Annotated in this window: 28 protein-coding genes and 1 pseudogene; 13 read left to right on the top strand and 16 right to left on the bottom strand. The window is 67.7% G+C overall.

Features of this window, described 5'->3' with window-relative positions; genetic code table 11:
* Positions 1 to 6 precede the first annotated feature (6 nt).
* From ACESL8_RS10875 to ACESL8_RS10935, 13 genes and pseudogenes are all read left to right on the top strand, one after another.
* Positions 7 to 234, top strand: coding sequence for a hypothetical protein (locus tag ACESL8_RS10875; RefSeq protein WP_372918715.1), 228 nt, complete (start codon positions 7 to 9; stop codon positions 232 to 234).
* A complete protein-coding gene (locus ACESL8_RS10880; protein ID WP_372918717.1) occupies positions 234 to 449 on the top strand; it encodes a hypothetical protein in 216 nt (71 codons plus the stop codon). Before ACESL8_RS10875 ends, ACESL8_RS10880 begins: the two co-directional genes overlap by 1 nt.
* Positions 446 to 715: a hypothetical protein gene (locus tag ACESL8_RS10885; RefSeq protein WP_372918719.1), complete on the top strand. Its 270-nt coding sequence runs from the start codon at positions 446 to 448 to the stop codon at positions 713 to 715. Before ACESL8_RS10880 ends, ACESL8_RS10885 begins: the two co-directional genes overlap by 4 nt.
* Complete coding sequence (locus ACESL8_RS10890; RefSeq protein WP_372918721.1) at positions 712 to 963, top strand: hypothetical protein; 252 nt, start codon at positions 712 to 714, stop codon at positions 961 to 963. The genes ACESL8_RS10885 and ACESL8_RS10890 overlap by 4 nt, the downstream gene beginning before the upstream one ends.
* The gene (locus tag ACESL8_RS10895; protein ID WP_372918723.1) at positions 963 to 1325 is read left to right on the top strand and encodes a hypothetical protein; all 363 of its coding nucleotides are present in this window, start codon (positions 963 to 965) and stop codon (positions 1323 to 1325) included. The genes ACESL8_RS10890 and ACESL8_RS10895 overlap by 1 nt, the downstream gene beginning before the upstream one ends.
* Positions 1322 to 1918, top strand: coding sequence for a hypothetical protein (locus tag ACESL8_RS10900; RefSeq protein ID WP_372918725.1), 597 nt, complete (start codon positions 1322 to 1324; stop codon positions 1916 to 1918). Before ACESL8_RS10895 ends, ACESL8_RS10900 begins: the two co-directional genes overlap by 4 nt.
* The gene (locus ACESL8_RS10905; protein WP_372918727.1) at positions 1915 to 2289 is read left to right on the top strand and encodes a hypothetical protein; all 375 of its coding nucleotides are present in this window, start codon (positions 1915 to 1917) and stop codon (positions 2287 to 2289) included. The genes ACESL8_RS10900 and ACESL8_RS10905 overlap by 4 nt, the downstream gene beginning before the upstream one ends.
* On the top strand, positions 2286 to 2555 hold the full coding sequence (locus ACESL8_RS10910) for a DUF3310 domain-containing protein (protein WP_372918729.1): 270 nt from the start codon (positions 2286 to 2288) through the stop codon (positions 2553 to 2555). The genes ACESL8_RS10905 and ACESL8_RS10910 overlap by 4 nt, the downstream gene beginning before the upstream one ends.
* On the top strand, positions 2552 to 3391 hold the full coding sequence (locus ACESL8_RS10915; protein ID WP_372918731.1) for a hypothetical protein: 840 nt from the start codon (positions 2552 to 2554) through the stop codon (positions 3389 to 3391). Before ACESL8_RS10910 ends, ACESL8_RS10915 begins: the two co-directional genes overlap by 4 nt.
* The gene (locus tag ACESL8_RS10920; RefSeq protein ID WP_372918733.1) at positions 3384 to 4022 is read left to right on the top strand and encodes a hypothetical protein; all 639 of its coding nucleotides are present in this window, start codon (positions 3384 to 3386) and stop codon (positions 4020 to 4022) included. The genes ACESL8_RS10915 and ACESL8_RS10920 overlap by 8 nt, the downstream gene beginning before the upstream one ends.
* Positions 4015 to 4167 (top strand): annotated as a pseudogene (locus tag ACESL8_RS10925) (helix-turn-helix domain-containing protein); the annotation flags it as partial. The gene ACESL8_RS10920 and the pseudogene ACESL8_RS10925, both read left to right, overlap by 8 nt.
* Before the next feature lie 14 nt (positions 4168 to 4181).
* Positions 4182 to 5258 carry a tyrosine-type recombinase/integrase gene (locus tag ACESL8_RS10930; RefSeq protein ID WP_372918735.1) on the top strand — a complete coding sequence of 359 codons (1077 nt, stop codon included), beginning with the start codon at positions 4182 to 4184 and terminating at the stop codon, positions 5256 to 5258.
* A 9-nt stretch (positions 5259 to 5267) separates the two neighbouring features.
* Entirely contained in the window at positions 5268 to 5465 is a 198-nt protein-coding gene (locus tag ACESL8_RS10935) for a hypothetical protein (RefSeq protein WP_372918737.1), read from the top strand.
* 4 nt (positions 5466 to 5469) lie between these two features.
* On the opposite strand, the gene ACESL8_RS10940 is transcribed toward ACESL8_RS10935, so the two are convergent.
* The 16 genes from ACESL8_RS10940 to ACESL8_RS11015 form a co-directional block, all read right to left on the bottom strand.
* Positions 5470 to 5730: a hypothetical protein gene (locus ACESL8_RS10940; protein ID WP_372918739.1), complete on the bottom strand. Its 261-nt coding sequence runs from the start codon at positions 5728 to 5730 to the stop codon at positions 5470 to 5472.
* 313 nt (positions 5731 to 6043) lie between these two features.
* Complete coding sequence (locus ACESL8_RS10945; protein WP_372918741.1) at positions 6044 to 6211, bottom strand: hypothetical protein; 168 nt, start codon at positions 6209 to 6211, stop codon at positions 6044 to 6046.
* Complete coding sequence (locus ACESL8_RS10950) at positions 6208 to 6633, bottom strand: DUF5675 family protein (protein ID WP_372918743.1); 426 nt, start codon at positions 6631 to 6633, stop codon at positions 6208 to 6210. The genes ACESL8_RS10945 and ACESL8_RS10950 overlap by 4 nt, the downstream gene beginning before the upstream one ends.
* A complete protein-coding gene (locus ACESL8_RS10955) occupies positions 6630 to 6863 on the bottom strand; it encodes a hypothetical protein (RefSeq protein WP_372918745.1) in 234 nt (77 codons plus the stop codon). The genes ACESL8_RS10950 and ACESL8_RS10955 overlap by 4 nt, the downstream gene beginning before the upstream one ends.
* Before the next feature lie 158 nt (positions 6864 to 7021).
* The gene (locus ACESL8_RS10960; protein ID WP_372918747.1) at positions 7022 to 7366 is read right to left on the bottom strand and encodes a hypothetical protein; all 345 of its coding nucleotides are present in this window, start codon (positions 7364 to 7366) and stop codon (positions 7022 to 7024) included.
* Positions 7363 to 7665 (bottom strand): hypothetical protein, encoded by a 303-nt coding sequence (locus ACESL8_RS10965; RefSeq protein ID WP_372918749.1) that lies wholly within the window; start codon positions 7663 to 7665, stop codon positions 7363 to 7365. Before ACESL8_RS10965 ends, ACESL8_RS10960 begins: the two co-directional genes overlap by 4 nt.
* Before the next feature lie 5 nt (positions 7666 to 7670).
* Positions 7671 to 9038 (bottom strand): hypothetical protein, encoded by a 1368-nt coding sequence (locus tag ACESL8_RS10970; protein ID WP_372918751.1) that lies wholly within the window; start codon positions 9036 to 9038, stop codon positions 7671 to 7673.
* A 4-nt stretch (positions 9039 to 9042) separates the two neighbouring features.
* Positions 9043 to 9327: a hypothetical protein gene (locus ACESL8_RS10975; protein WP_372918753.1), complete on the bottom strand. Its 285-nt coding sequence runs from the start codon at positions 9325 to 9327 to the stop codon at positions 9043 to 9045.
* Between the two features lie 79 nt (positions 9328 to 9406).
* Positions 9407 to 9874, bottom strand: coding sequence for a hypothetical protein (locus ACESL8_RS10980; RefSeq protein WP_372918756.1), 468 nt, complete (start codon positions 9872 to 9874; stop codon positions 9407 to 9409).
* A gap of 9 nt (positions 9875 to 9883) precedes the next feature.
* Positions 9884 to 10309 (bottom strand): hypothetical protein, encoded by a 426-nt coding sequence (locus ACESL8_RS10985; protein WP_372918758.1) that lies wholly within the window; start codon positions 10307 to 10309, stop codon positions 9884 to 9886.
* Between the two features lie 54 nt (positions 10310 to 10363).
* Positions 10364 to 10624 (bottom strand): hypothetical protein, encoded by a 261-nt coding sequence (locus tag ACESL8_RS10990; protein WP_372918760.1) that lies wholly within the window; start codon positions 10622 to 10624, stop codon positions 10364 to 10366.
* A 54-nt stretch (positions 10625 to 10678) separates the two neighbouring features.
* Positions 10679 to 12715 carry a hypothetical protein gene (locus ACESL8_RS10995; RefSeq protein WP_372918762.1) on the bottom strand — a complete coding sequence of 679 codons (2037 nt, stop codon included), beginning with the start codon at positions 12713 to 12715 and terminating at the stop codon, positions 10679 to 10681.
* A 17-nt stretch (positions 12716 to 12732) separates the two neighbouring features.
* Positions 12733 to 14301 (bottom strand): hypothetical protein, encoded by a 1569-nt coding sequence (locus tag ACESL8_RS11000; RefSeq protein WP_372918765.1) that lies wholly within the window; start codon positions 14299 to 14301, stop codon positions 12733 to 12735.
* On the bottom strand, positions 14298 to 14456 hold the full coding sequence (locus ACESL8_RS11005; protein WP_372918767.1) for a hypothetical protein: 159 nt from the start codon (positions 14454 to 14456) through the stop codon (positions 14298 to 14300). The genes ACESL8_RS11000 and ACESL8_RS11005 overlap by 4 nt, the downstream gene beginning before the upstream one ends.
* Entirely contained in the window at positions 14453 to 14866 is a 414-nt protein-coding gene (locus tag ACESL8_RS11010) for a hypothetical protein (protein ID WP_372918769.1), read from the bottom strand. Before ACESL8_RS11010 ends, ACESL8_RS11005 begins: the two co-directional genes overlap by 4 nt.
* A gap of 15 nt (positions 14867 to 14881) precedes the next feature.
* Positions 14882 to 15061 (bottom strand): hypothetical protein (locus ACESL8_RS11015; RefSeq protein WP_372918771.1); only part of this gene is annotated, 180 nt, incomplete at its 5' end.

Below are 15061 nucleotides of genomic sequence, written 5' to 3' on the forward strand. Positions count from 1 at the left end.
CCCACCATGGACATCCTCAACAGCCAAGCGCCCCACCGCGCCCCATCACCACTGCTGACCGCCCCGCTCCGCGAAGCATTATTGCAGGGCCATCGCGACGCGCTGCGAAACCTGTACCAGCGGCTCGACTTGCTCCGCTCCCGATTTGGCTACGTGGGCACCGTCGCCGACGCCACTTTGCGCGACCAGATCGCCCGGGTACGAACCGACATTGCCGAGCTGGAGGATCTGTGATGCACCCGCTGTTTCATCTGTTACCCGCCCTGCTCTGCATCGCAACATTCCTGACGCTGCTGAAATGGGCAACAGCCGATATCCTCAGCGGCACGATCCGGCTCACCCGGCGCGATCTCGGCGCAATGCCGTTCGTGCTCCTTGCCAACGCCATTGCCGCCGTCATTTCCCTCGTGCCCGCCATCGTCTGGATCGTGGCGGGGGCGCGCACATGACCCTGCTCCCGTTCCACCAGCGCGACGAAGCCCCCAACCCGCGCACCGCGGTGCACCGCTCCATCGCCCCGCCGCCGCCGCATTTCCCGCCACCGCCCAACCCCGCAGCCTGGAGCCGCCACCAGCCGCACCGGCCTGCCCAGTCCGGCTGGGCCACCGCCGCCATCCTGGCCGCCCTCCTTTCGCTGTCCGGCGTCTACATCTGGACCCTCCACGCCTCCCCCTACGCCACCAGCGCGATCGCCAGTCAGGAGACCGCACGATGACAAAACTAACCGCCGCCGAGCGTGTGATCGTTACCGACGCGACGAGCAAGATGATGCACACACTGCGCGAGATTTGTCGCCACACACCTAGCGACCTGCACCCCTCAATTACCCTGAGCGTCGCCAAAAGCGCCGTCGCGACGATGATCGGCAACGGGCTTGATCCATCCATGATATTACGACAGATCGAGCAAACCGCCGCAGAGGCCAGCCGCGGCGAACTGACACCCCTGCCGAGCCAGCACTGATGACCGAAACAGCAGACACCCTCGAAGCCATGCTGGGCGACCATTCCCAGCGCCTGCTCGCCATGGCGCACGAGGTAGCACCCGACCACCCCCACATCGCCAGCGCGCTCATCCTCCACGCAGCGTTACTCGGCCTGCACGCCAACAGCGCAGCCCGACTGGAGACCACGCTGCGCACCACCGCCCACCTCGTCGGCAGCCTCCGCGAGGCCCTCACGCGCGCGACCAAAACCAACAAGGCACTGATGAACGAAATGACCGACGAGGAAGACCTCGCCCGCCGCCTCCGCCACGGCCGCATCATCGCCGGCCTACTGTCCCCGCAACCCCCAACCAAACCCCAGGAGGGGTCCTCCGCATGACCGAATTCATCGTGGCCACAACCCCGGACGGCGACCATCGTTGGTGGCTCCAGGACGAGAGCATTCCCGCGTCACACCACAGCCGCCGCGCCGCGACTGAGGCGGAGGCCAAATTGATACGCCAGATCCTCACTCACGATAGGGCGGGGCGCATGCCTCCCGTCGAGCTGGGCGATAAACTCGGCCAGATGTTCAAGCAAGCAGCCGCCACGGTGGAGCCAGGGGACATGACCGAACTAGACGCCCTGCGCCAGGTGGCACAGGCAGCGCGTGAAATATTGGATTATCAGCCGGATCGCATGAAACAGCCGGCATCAGCCTACAGGGCGTGGGGGGTGCTGAAAAACGCCGTGGACCGAATGCAATTCCACCACGCACCGCGGCCGCCGGGCGAGACGGTGCAGGTGCGGGCTGCGGTCGTGTTCTATTGCGACGGCAGTTGGATTATCCGCGGCGACAGCAGTTTTGATGATCGCGACTTGAAGATCGAGGCGACTTCCAGAGGTCGCCGCCTCTCAGCGATCATCACAGCCAGAATTCCACCCCTCCCAGCCGCGCCCCTAATCACCGCGACGGTGGAGCCGGGGGCATGAGCAAGCGCCAGGGCCAAAACGCCGGGGTCGCCCAAAATTCTGAGTTCAGAGGCGACCAACTGGCGTGCTTTGATTTGCTGCCGGCAGCATTGCGCGCGGCACATCACGAGGCCGTGGTCCGGTGGTGCTCGCTCAAAGATCGTTGGCATCTGAACAAGGCGATCAAGGCAGGCGTCCCCTACGACGTGGCCGTTGCCGCGCTGGTTGCAGCGACGAAGCGCGCAGATGCCGCTGAGGTAGTGATGTTCAGCCGCGCGCTGCCGCGCATTTTCAAAGGGCAGTCGCCGCATGTTGCGGCCGGCGCCAGCGTGCAGCCGTACGGCCGTCGGGGCGATACCCGCGCCACGCTGAAACAGGAGACGGGGGCATGAGCCACGATCCGGTCAACCACCCGCGGCACTACACGCAGCACGCCAGCGGCGTGGAGTGCATCCAGATCACCGAGCACATGGGCTTTTGCCTCGGCAATGCCGTAAAATACATCTGGCGGGCCGCCCTGAAGGCTGATGCGGTCGAGGATTTGATGAAGGCGCGCTGGTATCTCGACCGCGAGATCGCGCGCCTGCAATCCGGTGCCGACGAGGCGAATACCTCTGCCGACGTTCAGGCGGCAGCCGTCAAGGACACCACAGAATGACAATCCCGAATAGCATAAACCTCGCGCAATATACTCCAGTGACAGGCCGCTTGGTCCTAGTTACGCCCGACATGGCGCGGGAGTGGCTTACATACAACAACATTAATCGCCGCATCCGCCGCCCCGTCGTCGCATTGTATGCGGCGATCATGCGCGCAAACCATTGGCGCGCGACGCATCAGGGAATTGCATTTTCTTCAACGAACCTTATCGACGGACAACATCGCCTCCTGGCAATTATAGAACTGAACATTTCGCAATGGATGATGGTATTCGTGGAGCAACAAGACGATACGTTCGGTGTTTTGGATCACGGATACAACCGCACATTGCGCGACGATCTCCGGGAGGATAGCCGAATTGTTGACCCAGCTACCTTTATACACCGGCTCCTAAATGGCCGCCATGTCGGCCCAACCGCCTTTGAGGTGCAAGCGGTGTTGCGCAGTATGCGCGACCCGCTGCATGCGATTTTGAACGCGAGCGGAACATCCGCCAAAGACCGGGGCGTCGCCCCATTACGCGCTGCCGCGGCGCTACGCTGGATCAGCGCCAACGCGCCAGACCGCGCCTATATTGTCGGCCAGTGGCACGCTTGGCTGACGCTGGACATTCCGGCCATGTCGCCCCGAGTTCAGGGGATGCTCAAGCGGATCGACACCGGGTTCAGCAGCAAGGACCCCGGCAGCGTTTCTGAGATGCGCACCGCAATCGGCTGGATTGGACTAAACCCGAAGCGGCGATCCCAGAAAAAAGTTATCGTCCACAACCTCAGCGAGGTCCTGGAGGAAATGCGGGAGGCATTCCGCGACAGCCAGGAGGTGCCCAATGCCTGACCGCCCCATGATCTTCCCCGCTCCGATGATCCTGGCGCTGCTCGCAGGCAATCAAACGCAGACGCTGCGGCTGCTGCCAACACCCATGCCGCCACAGCCGGCCATGGACGCGGTCAGCCCCATGAACATTGGGAAGGAACTGCACCCAGCGCCGTATTTCGACGCCTACTGCGGACAGCAGCGTACCGCAGCCAATCCGCGCGGAATGAGCGGCCGCTGGTGCTGGTGGACGCGCGACGACAGAATGTGCCACCCCACTGTCAACGTCGGATACGTGCCCGGCGACCGGCTATGGGTGCGGGAAGCGCATTATCTGACCGACGACGGCGATCACCAGAGCGCGGTCTACGCAGCTGACGCTGACGCCGCCGCCGATCATCTGTTGAGGGTGCACCAGATAGCCAAGCGGATCAGCCTATCCGACGAGTGGCTGGCTTCGCACATTAAGAAGCGCCCATCCACTCACATGCCCCGTTGGGCCTCGCGCTTGACCCTGACTGTCACCGACGTGCGCGTGCCGCGGCTGCATTATACCGACGCTGAGGCGGCAATGATCGAAGGCGCGCCAGCCTATGTCGTTGCGCTGAACTTCACCGTCGCCCAGCACAACATCGACGCGCCCGATGCCTGACACCCCCTACGCCCTGCGCCCCGCGCAAGTTGCCGCGCGCTGGCAGGTCAGCACCCGGCACGTCTACGGCTTGATCGAGGCGGGCGAACTCGGCCACATTCGGGTCGGCACCCTGATCCGCATTCGCCAGATCGACATCGACGCCTATGAGGCCCGCCAATGGCACGCCCCCGCCTTGCCCAGCCCCGCTACCGCCTCGCCGAGCGCGCAGGTCGTTTCTATGTCCGCTGGTGGAGCGCGGGCTGGCACCGCGTTTCAGCACGGACAACGGATCGCCGCGAAGCGGAGCGGTTCCTCGCCCAATTCGTCGCCGGCACGCTAGAGCCCGCACCGCCTGCCCAGCCGACGATCTCCGCCATCCTCGACGGCTACCTGGCCGACAAGCTCGGCCGCGTCGCCGCCCATCCCACCCTGCGCTACGCCTGCGCTGCGCTGCGCCGCCACCTCGGCGACCTCGCCCCCGATCACCTCACCGTCGCGCGCTCGCGCCTCTACGCCCGCCAGCGCCGCGCCGAGGGCCACCAGGTGGGGCCCGCCGACGCCCGCCGCCGCAAACCCACCGCCGACGGCACGATAGCCCGCGAGATCGTCACCCTGCGCGCCGCGCTCAAATGGGCCGCCGGGCAACGCTGGATCGCCAGCATCCCCACCGTCGAGGCGCCGCGCGCCACCCCGCCGCGCGCGCGATGGCTGTCGCGCGAGGAAGCCGGCCGCCTCATCGCCGCCTGCCTGATGCCGCATGTACGCCTGTTCGTCGCACTCGGCCTCTACACCGCCGCGCGCTCCGGCGCCGTGCTGGCCCTCACCTGGCCGCAGGTGGACCTGCACGCCGGCCTGATTTACCTGGGCGCCGGCACCGGCAACAAGCGCCGCGCCGTGGTGCCGATCGCCGACGCCCTGCGCCCCTACCTCACTGAAGCCCGCGCCGGCGCGACCTGCGCGGCGGTGATCGAACACGCCGGCCGCCCCGTCGCCAGCATCAAAACCGGCTTCATGGCCGCCGCCGCCCGCGCCGAGCTGCCCGGCGTCACCCCGCACATCCTGCGCCACACCGCCTGCACCTGGATGGTGATCGCCGGCGTGCCACCCGGCGAGGTCGCGCGCTTCGCCGGGATGACGGAAAAAATGGTGGAGACGGTCTACGGCAAGCATTCGCCCGACTACCTGCGCCGCGCCGCCGCCGCGTTATCGGGTTCGCTGGCCCCGAAAACAAAAACCGCCGAGGCGGCTAAGTGATTGTAAAGAATGGTGCTGCACGACAGGATTGAACTGTCGACCTCTCCCTTACCAACACACAGCTTCCCAGCGCGGGCGTTGTTTTCGTTGGTGGTTTTTTCTGGCATCCCGGCAACAAGCGGCACTTCATGCCGGGTTTTCGGGGCCATCGACACCGAAAACGCGCGCACGGTTTTTTTCGCGGCGGCGGCACAGCACGCGATCTGATCGGCTACAGCAGCCGGCCGGCGTGGCGGTTGGCCTCGGCGGGGGTCCAGGGCGCGACGGCTTCGGGCGGGGCGCTGCCTCGGGGTGGCGGCGGCGGGGCCAGCAGGACGGCTTTGCGGGCATCCTTGGCGGTGATCGCCGCGGCGCGTTCCTCCGGTGCCAGAACGCGCAAGGCCGGCTGGTGGGTGTTCCACCAGCCGGCCAGGCCGTCAACGGTGCGGGCGAGGTCGATCGCCAGCAGGATGCAGGCCAGGGTGAGGCTCACCGCGCCCTTTTGCCGCCGACCATGACGTCAAGCGTCATCATCTCAAACTGCGGCGCAACAGTTTCCGAAAATTGCCGAATTTTATCAACATGGCGGTCACGCGGCTTGTTTGTATGACGCTTCGGCGTGCATAGTGCGCTTGGTTCCGCGCTCCGGTTGAGCGTCTACGCTGTTCGCGGCGGTGGCCAGTGCGGAAGGGGCATCAAAACCCCAGAGCCCTCGATGAGTCGGAGCACGGGGGCGGAGCCGGTGAAAGCCCGGCGCCAACTGCGCCAACTGCGCCAGGGTGCCGGCGCTGCCGCCGACCATGGCGTCACGCATCGTTGTCGCTGTCGATCAGCGCCGGTTGCGGCACGTCCATGCGCTCGATGCGGGCGGCGTGCGGCCAACTAGCGGCCGGCTCCGATGCGCCGAGCGCGCGCATTGTGTGCACCGTGCCGTCGGGCTCGACAATGCGATAGGAGCGGGGCTTTCTGGTCATGGGGCCTCGACGAATGGGGCGTCGATGATGTCGATCCCGATCACGTCGCCGCGGCCGATGGCGTCCTGCAGCGTGTCGAACAGCGGGGCGAACGCCAGCCGGGAGCCGGTGACCCCGCCGGCGGTGTGCGCCTGGCCCGGCAGGATGCAGCCCTCGGTATCGTCCGCCTTGTTGCCGCTATGGATGCGGATGCCGACAAAGCCGGGCACATCGACCAGCAGCGGCAGGTCGCGCTGGAACCGGTTCGACCAGGTGATCACCACCTGATAGAGGCCGGCCGGGATGGCGGTGCGGCCAGGGATTTTAACCCCATCGGGCGGCACCACATCCTCGCAGGTCCAGCACTGGTGGACGTTGTCGACCGCCAGCGCGCCGAGGGTCCAGCCGTTGGCCGATGCGCGGCGGGTGAGGGTGAGGTTCATTGCTTGGCGCTCCTGGCGTTCTTGTCGTCCCAGACCGCGCCGAGCGCGTAGGTGACGATCACGGTGGTGGCGAGGCCGACCAACGCCATGACGACCTGTGCCACCAGCGGCGCATCGGGCCGCCAGACGGTCAGCGCGGGAACGGCGACAGCGCAATATAAGAGCGTGCCGTAGACAATGCGGCGGCGGTATTTCCACGAGCCGGGCGGCGAAACGGCGGGGTCACTCATGGGTCACCAAATCCTTTACCCGGGCGAGCCGGCTGCGGCAGTCATCACCGGCGGCGGCGAGGTCCACTATCCACAGCGCCAGCGTGCGGTCCCACCCCGGCGCGTCGAGGTTCGGCTCCGGCGGCGCGGCGGCACAGACCAGCAGCGACGCTGGAACTTCAGGGCGCAGCAGAACCGGCGGGCCGGGGCTCGCGCAGGACGGCAGCGCGCAGAGCGTCAGGAGCCACCAGGCAGGCAGACGGCGCGGCATTGGCGATGCTCCGGCGGGTTCGGTTGAGGGCAGCGACCTGCGCCGCCGTGGTGGCCGCCTGCGCTTCCAGCGCCGCACTGGCGGCGGCGGCGTCGGCGATGCGCTGCGTGGACACGACGGCGGCGATCTCCGCCACCTGGGCCCGGCGCACGGCGGGGTCGTGGATCAGGTGGAGCCAGCCGAAAAACGCCGCCCCCGCCAGCGCCACGCCGGCCGCACCAGCCAACGGGCCGATCAGGAATGGCGGGATCATGGGGTGAGGTCGAGGATGGTGATCTGGCAATCCTGCGGCTGGACGCGCCCGGCCGCCGTGGTGATCGTCACCTGCACGTTATAGGTCGTGCCGCTGGTGCCGCCGCCCAGCCAGAACACCACGTCGCTGCCGCTGATCGCGGGGGCGGGCTTGCCGGCGGGGGTGAGCGTCAGACCGGCACTCACCACGACCGCCGGCGGCGACTCCAGCGTGTCACCGGCCAGCCATGTGCCGAAGCTCACGGCATGGTCGAGCACAGCGCCGGGGTGCTGCTTGGCCAGCTCGATCATGGTGGTCATTGCGACTATCCCTGAGGCTTGACGGTGTAGCGGCGCGCCACCGCCGGGACGATGTAGCGCCGAGGCGCCGCCGGAACGGTGTAGGTGCGCGCTGCCGGGGGCACTGCGACCGGGATAGGCGCGCCTGTGTTGGCAGCCTGCCCCTGCCACACCAGCGCCGCGGCACCGGGAGATACGACAACGCCAGCCGAAACCGACGCCGCGTGCCCCTGCCAGGCCAACGCCGCAGCGCCCGGCGCGGCTGCAACGCTGCCGCTGATCGCAACGCTGGCCTGCTGTCCGGCCCAGGCGAGCGCCCCCGCGCCGGGCGAGGCCACAACGCCCACGGCAATGACCGGCTGCTGTCCTGCCAGTGTGATCGTTGCCGCGCCTGGGGCGACAGCCACGCCGGCGGCGACTGTGCCGGCCTGCCCAGCCCACGCCAGCGCGGCAGGGCCGGGGGCGACGGACACTGCCGCCGCGACGCTCGCCGCCTGACCGCTCCAGGCAAGAGCCCCAGCGCCGGGCGACGCCACGACGCCAGCGGAAACCGACGCCGCCTGACCCGCCCAGGCGAGCGCGGCAGGACCGGGAGAGGCGGTGAACGGAACGGAGGCATCAGCCCCCCGCATCCACCAATACGCAGTCGGATGGTAGTCCTCGATCAGCGCATACGGCGCCGCGTGGAACTCGGAAACCTCATCAGCGGACCACACCCGAGACGCAACCGCACCGACGGCCAGAACACCGTCCAGCCCACTCGCGCCATCGGCGCGCCGGCCAATGCGCGTAACCGTCTGGAAGCTCGCTGATGCGTTTCCCGTCGCGCTGCCGCCGTATTCGCTCGTCGCCGAACCCGCTTCTAAAACGCCATCGAAGTAGAACAGCGGCGTGATTTGGAGGCCGCCGCTTTGGGTCACGGCGTAAGTCGCTGGGCGCGTGGTCACAATGCCCGCGGTGGCGGATTGCCACAACCGGAACCCCGAATCAGCTCGACCCAGCCCAAGCCTGCCGGTGGTCGGGTTCGAAAATTGCAGCGACCATGGGGTATTCGATCCGCCGTTGTCGCGGATACGGCCGAACACGAACCCGGCGCTGCCTGTGCTGCGGATGAAAGCCCGGCAAGCGACCGTGATATCGCCCACCACGTCGTGCAGATCGCCCGGACTGGCGACATCGGCACCCGTCCCCGTGCCGGTGCCGTCATACCCCGCACCCTCGGCCAGCCCCGAAACTGTCGGGGCGCCGGTATTCGGCACGACATCAGTGCCCGTCACCAGGTCGCGGCCAAGGCCGAACGGCGGGCCGAATATCGTCAGAAACCGCAGGCCCTCGGCCAGCCGATGCCCGCGACGCAACCGATACAGCGGGCCGATGGGGCGGATAACAGACATGACGCTAAACGCCGGTGACGCGCTCGGCCACCGCCGCCACCGTCACCGCCTGGCCGGTGTTGCTGTCGAAAACGGTGCGGATGAACTGCACGCCGGGCGGCAGGTCTATCGAGCCCTCTGCCACAGCGGAGTTGCCGTAGGCGCCAAAAACCGTCGCGACCGTCAACGCCCCCGCGCCGCTGCCATCCGTCGCGGCCTGGACGCGCATCCGGCAATTGATCGTCGGCCCGGTGCCCCCGTTGGTGAAAAGGAACGGAACCGAGACGGCGTAGGAGCCGGACACGTCCACCCAGCTTCCCGTCGTGGTGCCGCCGGCGCTGTTGCTCGCGCTGCTTTAGAGGGTCGAACGAGCTTTTGTTACCGGCATGTCACAGCCTCCGCGCGTGCGCTACGTCGTGTTCTGTCACTTGCGGCCAGCCGAGTTGAGAGGCCGGCGCAATTTTCGCGGTGCGCAGGGCCTTGACCGCATCGGACGTGGCCAGAGTGACATCTCCGGCAGCCACCAACACGCCGAGCCCTTGCAGGAACGTCGCCCACCCGGCGCTGTCATCGGCAGCGATGGTCTGGCCGCCCTCCATTGTCGATGCGTGAGTGGCAGCGACAATGGCAGCGTCGGCGAACGTCGCCACCGGCAGCGTCGCCACCTGGCGCGACCGCGCGACGATGAAGGCCCAATCCCCCGCAGACTGTGCGACCGCACGGATATCTCGCCAAGGCACAGCCACCGTTACCGGCACCGTCGCGGCCCGCAGCGCCGCGGCAGCTTCGGCATTGGTCAAACCAGCGTAGGGCTGCGTCGCCATCAGCGCGGCCAGGGCGGGGTAATCGGGGGCCATGGCGCGCTCCTACGAGGCGTTGCTGGTGAGGCCCATAATCCCGTTCGTGGCGTGCCAGTTGGCCGCGAACGTCGCCGCAGTGCTGCTGACCGAGCCGCCTGCGGTTTCAAGGTCGAGGTAGGCGATCAGCAGGTCGCCATTGACCAACGCGCCGCCGGCCCGGCGGACGAAGACCAGATACTTCGCGGTGATCGTGGACGCGGCCCACGACACGTCATCGGCGTCCCATTTACCGGTGCCTGCACTGTGCGTCATCGTGCTGTTCGCCAGCACCACGCCGCCGGCAGTGTAGCCGGAGCCGGTGACCTGCTGCGCCGACACATCCGACCAGAGGCTGTGTCCCGTCCGGTTGGGCGTATAGCCGGACGAGAGCAGCACGCAGACGATCGTGTCGCTGTCCAAGTCAATCCCGCCGGAAACAACGGGATCGGTCATGTTGATCGTGTAGGGAATGATGTTACCGGCTGGCATTGGACTGGTCCTTTATTTCTACTGGTTCCGTGCGGGCGGGATGCGCGCGGCGAGCGCCATCGTGAGTTGCCGGATCGCCGCCTCCATCGACGCGAGCCGGTCGGCCAGGGCGACGCGGGTTTCCGCTGTTTGCTGGTCGTCACGGATGCGCGCGATTTCAAGCGCCAGCACGCGGCGATCGCGGTCTTCGTTGCGCGCCAGCATGCCGGACTGGAATGCCGCCTGATCGCTGCGCAGCGTCGCCCAGCCAGCCGCCAGCATCAACACCAGCGAGATCATTGTCAGTATATTGCCATACGTGATGACCGGCTCGATTTTGGGCATTGGCATCTCCTAGACCCTCTCGACAATGCGGAACACGCGCGCATTGCCCGCCGGCGTGTCGCGCATGGCGGCGGCTTCCTCGCCCGGGGATGCGATGGCTCCCCACAGGCTCCGCTGGTTCATTTCGGCCCGCGTCAAAGTGGTTTCGGGCACCCACAGGGCCTCGCCAGCGCCGGCCAACGCCGCGAGCATGGTGCGGTGCTGGGCGCGTATTTCGGCGCTACTGAGCACCGCCAGGCTGAAGCGCGTGAAACGCGGATTGGCCAGCGCGGGGCGGGGGAATTCGGCGCCGGTCAGCGGGTTGCGGTCGCGCTGGTCAAGGATTTCCCGCCCCTCCTGCACGCCGTACGACAACGCCCGCGACACCCGCCACAGCGGCCCCGCCACCAAGCGACCGACATCAATCGCGGTGGCCGAGGCTGCCGCCAGATCGACCCGCATATACCGCCCCACGGCGGGGGCGGACAGCAGCGTGACGACGTTACCCTGCGCCGCATCGTTGGTGTCGGCCGCAACCACGCCACTGTCGTGCGCCAGCGCCGCGGCAACCAAGGTGGTGCCGGTGGCACCCAACGCGCCAACTTGGCCGTCGAGCAGGCGGGAGGGGTACAACGCCCACCGCTGGTAGACCCCGACACCCGTTGCAATCCCAATCGCCGACGCATTGCCCCAAGGGCTGCCGCCGAGCGATAGCCGGTCCATCGCCGACGGCACCACGAAGGCACTAACCTGGGTTGACAGTGTGCCGTTACGGGCAAACGCGATGCCAGCGGCACTGCACCCGCCGGCAAAAATACCGCCGGCACCGACGGCCCCGGCAATCGTCCGTGACAGAGACGAGCCGCCGGAAATACAAATCCAGGCACCCAAGCCGGCGGCATCAATGGTGAAATACGACGAATTGTTGAAATCGTTGTTAGGGCCATAGCCTCCGGGAACCATGGTATTTAGTCCCGCCTGCCCCTCGCAGTAGATCAGCAGCGTGGCCGCGCCGATTGGCTGGCCGGTGATTCGCGTTTGGTCGGCGGCGCGGGTGGTGGCGCCCGGCACGCCGACTGGCGGCAGGATCGGGCTGGAGGGGGACGGGCCGGCTTCCTGCTGGAACACCGCAAATCGCAACGTGACATCCACCGCACCGGCGAAGGACAACCTAACCGCTGTGCGGAAGCCCGACGCGGGGGTGGTTGCCGTACCGACAGTTGCATACCGTTGGGTGGCAATCGCCCCCGCAGTCGGCACGAACGTAGTACTACCGTTCGTGAAGACGCCGCCGGAACCGTAGCTGTCCATCCGGCAGGTGGTGTTGGTAAGACTACCCGCGACCCTACGGCAGAACACCGATGATGCCACCGAGGTGGTGGTGTACGAGCCCACCCACGTATCGGCGCCCACCCCGAGATTGCCGGTGGCCGTACCCGCAAAACGAAATTCGGCGCACGGCATGCCATTTTCGGACACCACACCGTTATAGGTGACCGTTATTCCCGCCAACGCATCGACCACCCAATTCGTCGGCACCACGCCACCGCTGCCGATCACGCCAGACGTACCACCCTCGGCGCGCGGGTTGCGCACGGCGTTGGCGCGCGCCTCCTCCAGCAACAGCCCGCGACAGGCCAGGGTCGCAGGGTCGAAGTCAAACCGCGCCACGTCGATTGCCGCCTGCTCCAGGTTACCCGTCGCGTCGAAATCCCACCCGAGTGAGGCTCGGTTGAACGCCCACCCTGCCGGGGTCACCAGCGTTGCCGGCGCGGTGAGGTTGAGGTCGAACGTCGGCGCGGCCTCGACCAACCCTTCCAGCGCGCCCACGCGGGTTCGAACCGTGTCTGTGCTGCGCAGCGTGGTCGACACCAGCGCGATCGCATCCACCGCGGTGTCGACGCTGAAATCAATCAGCAGCGACGCGGCCGAGCCCAGTAAACGGGCACGCTGGCGTGGCTGGGCATCGACCAGATTGGACAGTGGCAGCGAGGCGGCCACCGTGCCGGCGAGCACCGACAGCCCGGCCGACCTCACCCGGTCGTCCCACAAAAACGCACCCGCCATGCTTGGACCTCCGGCTGTTAAAATTCGGGCAGGGTAACAACGGTGAGCCACAGGCGGCGCGCGCCGAGCTGTTCGCGCCACCCCACCACGCAAACCCGAACCCCGGCGTCGAGGCCGAAGGCGGGATAGGTGATCCGGCCGATATCGCCGCTTTCGATCTGGCCGAGGTAGCGGTCGGTGGAGACCTCAAACAGCCGCGGCCCCAGCTCGAACCACGCGCGGTATTTCGCCGCCCGGGCCAGTGCGTCCGCCTCGGCCCAATACAGGCCAGGCAAGCGCAATTCGCGCTGCTGTGCGACGCGGCCGGTGATGACGGCGCTCTCTGACCGCGCCGGGCCGGAATTGGCACCCTGGAGCTGCGCCCGGTCGGCGGTGGCAAGGCTGCCCGGCACGTCGGTCAGCCGCGTCCAGTTGCGTCGCCAGTCCACCGTCACGGCGCGCGGCAGGGGGCGCATGCCGGCCGGCAGCGACAGGGGTTGCAGGCCGATGATCCAGGGGGCGGGCAATGCGAATTGTTCGGCCGCCACCGCCAGCGGGTCGAACAGGCGCAGCGCGCCGGCCCGTCCGCCTGCCAGCACCGCGCCGGAGCCAGCGAGGATCTGTTGCACGGCGTCCGATGCGCTGATTTCCTCGGCGCCGCGATACCAGCCGATTTCACCGGCCAAATCGCCGTCAGCAAAGCCGAAGCTGTCGGTTTCAATTGCGCCATCGGCCAGGAGCGGGCCGAGCGATTGCACCAGGCGGCGCAGGATCGCTGAGGTGGTGGAGACGTAGACCGGCACCGCGTCGCCGCGCACATCAGCGGTGACCGGGCCATCAGGCGAGCTGCCCAACTGAAACACGCCGGAGGCCGGCCAGTCGCGATATTGCCCCACCGTGGGGGCCACCAGCACGGCGGTTTGCACGGCGCCGCGGATGCGCACCGCGTCATGCGCAGCGATCGCCCGCCAGTGTGATTGGAACGTCGGCAACGATCCGTCGCCCAGGTTCACGTTGCCGAGGAACACCGGCCCGACGTTGAACGCCCGACCGAAGGCGATCGGCTTGGGGCGGTCCTTCAGACTGGCCTCGCCCTCCAACCCACCGCCGCCGGTGTAGCGGGCGAGTTGCAGCGGGGTCACCAGGGCCTCGGCCAGGTCCACCACCGACAGGCGGGACGACTGGCCATCGGCGGCATTGACCGCGCGCACAATCCCCCGAAACGCCACCGCAGCCGAGCCCAGGGCTGTGCCCACGTTGCTGGCGTTCGGGGTGGTGGCGGCGGCAACGCGAATCACCACGTTGCGGCCATCGGCAATACCGTAGCGAATAGCGGTGTCGGCGGCACCATCGGCGTCGAACAGGGCGATATCGGCCACCCCCAGCGCCATGCGGCCGCCGATAAACAGGGCGTCCACCGCCGATTGCGATACCTCGACGTCACCCAGCAGGCGGGCGGGGTAGGGCGTGTTCGGCGGATCGTCAGCGGTGCTGGAAATCCACGTTGCACTGCCAAAGCGCAGCACCACCACGCCCTGCGGTGTGACGAATGCCGCCGGCAGGACCGCCGGGGCAACCGTGCCGGGCGCGGCGAACCCGTCGCTCATTCGAACCCTTTCGCGTCGACCTCGAACAGCAGCACGACGGCCACGGGCTGTGCCCCCGCCGTGCGCATCGGGCGCGATGCCAGCGCGGCCAGCAAGAAGGCGCCCGGCAGCACGGCCGGCGCCTCAGCGCCAGGCGCCGCGAACCCATCGCTCATGCCAGGATTTCCGCCCGGCGCTCCTGGGTCAGCAGGCGCGCGGCGACCAGCAGGGCCAGCCCATCCGCCAACGGCCCGCCGTCAAGCTCCAGCACGGTGGCGCTGTTGAGATCGTCAAGCCACACCTGCAAGTTTGGCTCACCGGCCTCCAGGCTGCGCGAGGCCGCCAAGGTGATGGCGCCGCGCTCCTGCAAGGTAAACCTGCGGCGGAATTCGTAGGGCGTGGTGACCCTTTGGCCCGCCTTCACGTCGGTTTGCGGAGGCGCCGTAAAGCCCCCGGCGGTGCGCACGTCGCCGGGTTGCACCGCCGCGTCGCAGAGTTGCCACTGCAACGAGGCGTGGAACCGGCCGGTCGGGTCGGTGTCGGTAATTTCCCGCACCGCGCCGTTGACAATCAGCGCCCAAAACATGTTTGCGGTTCCCGGTCAGAAATCGAGAAGGACGAGGCCGGCGCCACCAACGGTGCCGGGGTTGGTGCCCGCACCGCCGCCGCCGCCACCGCCGGGGAAGGCGCCGGCATTGGCCGCACCGGTGCTCGTGCCACCGCCAGCACCGCCCATTGCACCGCCGCCGCCGATTCCGCCGATCGCTCCCGCACCAGCCGC

It is taken from the genome of Sandarakinorhabdus sp. (assembly GCF_041689835.1).
GTDB lineage: Bacteria > Pseudomonadota > Alphaproteobacteria > Sphingomonadales > Sphingomonadaceae > Sandarakinorhabdus.

Excerpts from the sequence above, each read along its gene's own strand:
- ACESL8_RS10875 (WP_372918715.1), top strand. The coding sequence starts at position 7 with ATGGACATCCTCAACAGCCAAGCGCCCCACCGCGCCCCATCACCACTG.
- ACESL8_RS10880 (WP_372918717.1), top strand. The coding sequence starts at position 234 with ATGCACCCGCTGTTTCATCTGTTACCCGCCCTGCTCTGCATCGCAACA.
- ACESL8_RS10885 (WP_372918719.1), top strand. The coding sequence starts at position 446 with ATGACCCTGCTCCCGTTCCACCAGCGCGACGAAGCCCCCAACCCGCGC.
- ACESL8_RS10890 (WP_372918721.1), top strand. The coding sequence starts at position 712 with ATGACAAAACTAACCGCCGCCGAGCGTGTGATCGTTACCGACGCGACG.
- ACESL8_RS10895 (WP_372918723.1), top strand. The coding sequence starts at position 963 with ATGACCGAAACAGCAGACACCCTCGAAGCCATGCTGGGCGACCATTCC.
- ACESL8_RS10900 (WP_372918725.1), top strand. The coding sequence starts at position 1,322 with ATGACCGAATTCATCGTGGCCACAACCCCGGACGGCGACCATCGTTGG.
- ACESL8_RS10905 (WP_372918727.1), top strand. The coding sequence starts at position 1,915 with ATGAGCAAGCGCCAGGGCCAAAACGCCGGGGTCGCCCAAAATTCTGAG.
- ACESL8_RS10910 (WP_372918729.1), top strand. The coding sequence starts at position 2,286 with ATGAGCCACGATCCGGTCAACCACCCGCGGCACTACACGCAGCACGCC.
- ACESL8_RS10915 (WP_372918731.1), top strand. The coding sequence starts at position 2,552 with ATGACAATCCCGAATAGCATAAACCTCGCGCAATATACTCCAGTGACA.
- ACESL8_RS10920 (WP_372918733.1), top strand. The coding sequence starts at position 3,384 with ATGCCTGACCGCCCCATGATCTTCCCCGCTCCGATGATCCTGGCGCTG.
- ACESL8_RS10930 (WP_372918735.1), top strand. The coding sequence starts at position 4,182 with ATGGCACGCCCCCGCCTTGCCCAGCCCCGCTACCGCCTCGCCGAGCGC.
- ACESL8_RS10935 (WP_372918737.1), top strand. The coding sequence starts at position 5,268 with ATGGTGCTGCACGACAGGATTGAACTGTCGACCTCTCCCTTACCAACA.
- ACESL8_RS10945 (WP_372918741.1), bottom strand. The coding sequence starts at position 6,211 with ATGACCAGAAAGCCCCGCTCCTATCGCATTGTCGAGCCCGACGGCACG.
- ACESL8_RS10950 (WP_372918743.1), bottom strand. The coding sequence starts at position 6,633 with ATGAACCTCACCCTCACCCGCCGCGCATCGGCCAACGGCTGGACCCTC.
- ACESL8_RS10955 (WP_372918745.1), bottom strand. The coding sequence starts at position 6,863 with ATGAGTGACCCCGCCGTTTCGCCGCCCGGCTCGTGGAAATACCGCCGC.
- ACESL8_RS10960 (WP_372918747.1), bottom strand. The coding sequence starts at position 7,366 with ATGATCCCGCCATTCCTGATCGGCCCGTTGGCTGGTGCGGCCGGCGTG.
- ACESL8_RS10965 (WP_372918749.1), bottom strand. The coding sequence starts at position 7,665 with ATGACCACCATGATCGAGCTGGCCAAGCAGCACCCCGGCGCTGTGCTC.
- ACESL8_RS10970 (WP_372918751.1), bottom strand. The coding sequence starts at position 9,038 with ATGTCTGTTATCCGCCCCATCGGCCCGCTGTATCGGTTGCGTCGCGGG.
- ACESL8_RS10980 (WP_372918756.1), bottom strand. The coding sequence starts at position 9,874 with ATGGCCCCCGATTACCCCGCCCTGGCCGCGCTGATGGCGACGCAGCCC.
- ACESL8_RS10985 (WP_372918758.1), bottom strand. The coding sequence starts at position 10,309 with ATGACCGATCCCGTTGTTTCCGGCGGGATTGACTTGGACAGCGACACG.
- ACESL8_RS10990 (WP_372918760.1), bottom strand. The coding sequence starts at position 10,624 with ATGATCTCGCTGGTGTTGATGCTGGCGGCTGGCTGGGCGACGCTGCGC.
- ACESL8_RS10995 (WP_372918762.1), bottom strand. The coding sequence starts at position 12,715 with ATGGCGGGTGCGTTTTTGTGGGACGACCGGGTGAGGTCGGCCGGGCTG.
- ACESL8_RS11000 (WP_372918765.1), bottom strand. The coding sequence starts at position 14,301 with ATGAGCGACGGGTTCGCCGCGCCCGGCACGGTTGCCCCGGCGGTCCTG.
- ACESL8_RS11005 (WP_372918767.1), bottom strand. The coding sequence starts at position 14,456 with ATGAGCGATGGGTTCGCGGCGCCTGGCGCTGAGGCGCCGGCCGTGCTG.
- ACESL8_RS11010 (WP_372918769.1), bottom strand. The coding sequence starts at position 14,866 with ATGTTTTGGGCGCTGATTGTCAACGGCGCGGTGCGGGAAATTACCGAC.